Here is a 2,173-nt window from a genome sequence, read left to right as displayed (position 1 = left end):
ACGCTGCCGAAGACCATGGAGGAGGTGGTCTACCGCTTCTCCGACTGCGCTCCCGTGCGGGCGCTGCTCGGCGAGGATTTCTTCCAGACCTATCTGCGCGTCAAGAGCGTCGAGCGCGACCTGTTCCAGAGCGTGGTGACGTCCTGGGAACGCGACCACCTTTTGCTCAAGGTGTGACCATGGTTTCCAGTTCGACGGGTTTCAATTCCGGTCTCGGTATCGGCAAATCCTACTATGTCGCCACCGCCCATCCGGCGCCGGATCATCCGGCGCTCATCGACGATGCCGAAGCCGACCTTGTGGTCGTCGGCGGCGGCTGCACCGGACTGTCGGCGGCGCTCCACGCCGCCCAACGCGGGCTGAAGGTTGTGCTGCTCGAAGGCGGCAGGATCGGCTGGGGCGCATCGGGCCGCAATGGCGGCCAGATGATCCCAGGCCTGCGCAAGGGCGCCAAGGGCCTGGTCAAGGCCTTCGGGCCGGAACGGGCGAAGGCGCTGTTCGACCTCGCTTTCGAGGCGCGCGGGCTGGTGCTCGACATCATCGAGCGCAATGGCATCGACTGCGACCTCAGGCTCGGCGGCCATCTGGTCGGCGCGGTGAACAGCTCCGACCTCAAGGATCTTGAAGATGAGGCCGAGTGCCTGGCCAGCGTGATGAATTTCCGCGACGTCGAGATCCTGTCGGCGGCGGAAGCGCGCGGCAAGGTCGACACGCCCTATCACGGCGCCATGTACGAGCCGCTCGGCGGCCATATGCATCCGCTGAACTACACGCTGGGGCTTGCCCGCGCGGCGGTCGCGGCCGGCGTCACCATCCACGAGAATTCGGTCGCCGTGCGGCTGGAGCGGGAGCCTTCGATCAAGGTCTCGACGGCAAAGGGATCTGTGCGGGCGAAACATGTCGTGCTGGCCGGCGACGCGTTGCTGCAAGGACTGGAGCCGCGCGTCAACAGTCGCATCATGCCGGTCGGCAACTACATCGTCGCCACCGAGCCGCTGGAGGGCAAGCGCAATGTCATCCCGGCCAATGTCGCGGTGTCGGACACGCGCTTCGTGGTTAACTACTACCGGATGTCGGCGGATGGGCGCCTGTTGTTCGGCGGCGGCGAACGCTACACGCCGTCGCCGCCGGCCGACATCGCCGGCTTCGTGCGGCCGCACATGGAACAGACCTTCCCGCAACTGAAGGGCTGCCGCATCGACCATGCCTGGGGCGGGCTGGTGTCGGTGACGACGTCACGCCTGCCGCATGTCGGGCACTATGGCGAGGTCTATTTCGCGCATGGCTATTCCGGCAAGGGCGTCATCCTGTCGACACTGTCCGGCAAACTGCTGGCCGAGGCGATCACCGGCGATTCCGCGCGGCTCGACCTGTTCTCGACGCTTAGCCCGCTGCCGTTCCCGGGCGGCACGGCGCTGCGCGGTCCGCTCTATGTGCTCGGCATGCTGTGGTATGCGATGCGCGACCGCATCAAGCACTGAGCGCGCGGGAGGACGGTAAGCTGGCTAACCGGCATCCCTGTTGGTAAGCGCGATGTGGCAGCAGCCGGAACCGTGGCCCGGCGTCCAGGTGACGTTTTCGAAGCGCACGCCGGTCGCCTCGAACAGGCCGCGGTCGAAGGCGCCGGCGATGCGGCAGAGCGTGGCGAGCTTCTCCTCGCCGACGCCGGCCTCGACCCAGGCGTCCTTCAGCGGGCAGCGCCTTACCTTGAAGGCGATGTGGGTCGCGTCGCGCTCGACATCGGTCGGGTACATGCGGCCGCCATCGGGGCTGACGGCCAGAAACGCCTCGCCGATCGCCGGCGCGTCGTTGGGTCCGAAATCAGCGAAAGCCGCGGCCGCGACTTCCCTGCCGCGCTGCTCGATGGTGCGGATCATGACCGCCTCGGCCCTTTCGGCGCCGAGTTCCGCGGTCAGTTCATCGAGGAAGAGGCGGTAGAGATCGGCCCGGTTGCGGAAAGCGGAATCGAGCTCGCGCGACAGTTTTTCGGCTCTGGTTTCTGGGTCGGTCATGGTGTTGCGGTCCTGTTCAGTTTCGGCGTTGCCGCCACAAGCGCCTTGCCGATCGCCGATTGCGGGTTGCCGATGACGGCCCGCGCCTCGCCGCTCTCGGCGACCCGTCCGGCATCGAGGATGACGAGGCGGTGGGCGACGGCGCGGACGACGCCGAGATC

The 2,173-nt window shown here is 67.0% G+C and carries 2 protein-coding genes and 2 pseudogenes; 2 read left to right on the top strand and 2 right to left on the bottom strand.

What is annotated here, in order from left to right; all coding sequences use genetic code 11:
- Together EN742_RS32620 and EN742_RS32615 are read left to right on the top strand one after the other, a co-directional pair.
- A pseudogene (locus EN742_RS32620) lies at positions 1-177 on the top strand (glutamine synthetase); the annotation flags it as partial.
- Positions 178-179: 2 nt separating this feature from the next.
- Complete coding sequence (locus tag EN742_RS32615; RefSeq protein WP_126058187.1) at positions 180-1,481, top strand: FAD-binding oxidoreductase; 1,302 nt, start codon at positions 180-182, stop codon at positions 1,479-1,481.
- A 24-nt stretch (positions 1,482-1,505) separates the two neighbouring features.
- Here the strand turns inward: EN742_RS32615 and EN742_RS32610 are convergent, their stop codons facing one another.
- On the bottom strand, positions 1,506-2,012 hold the full coding sequence (locus EN742_RS32610; protein ID WP_126058188.1) for an L-2-amino-thiazoline-4-carboxylic acid hydrolase: 507 nt from the start codon (positions 2,010-2,012) through the stop codon (positions 1,506-1,508).
- Positions 2,009-2,173, bottom strand: a pseudogene (locus EN742_RS39785) (peptide ABC transporter ATP-binding protein); the annotation flags it as partial. The pseudogene EN742_RS39785 and the gene EN742_RS32610, both read right to left, overlap by 4 nt.

Source organism: Mesorhizobium sp. M4A.F.Ca.ET.020.02.1.1, assembly GCF_004022645.1.
Lineage (GTDB): Bacteria > Pseudomonadota > Alphaproteobacteria > Rhizobiales > Rhizobiaceae > Mesorhizobium.
This window is presented reverse-complemented; position numbering and strand designations above follow the sequence as displayed.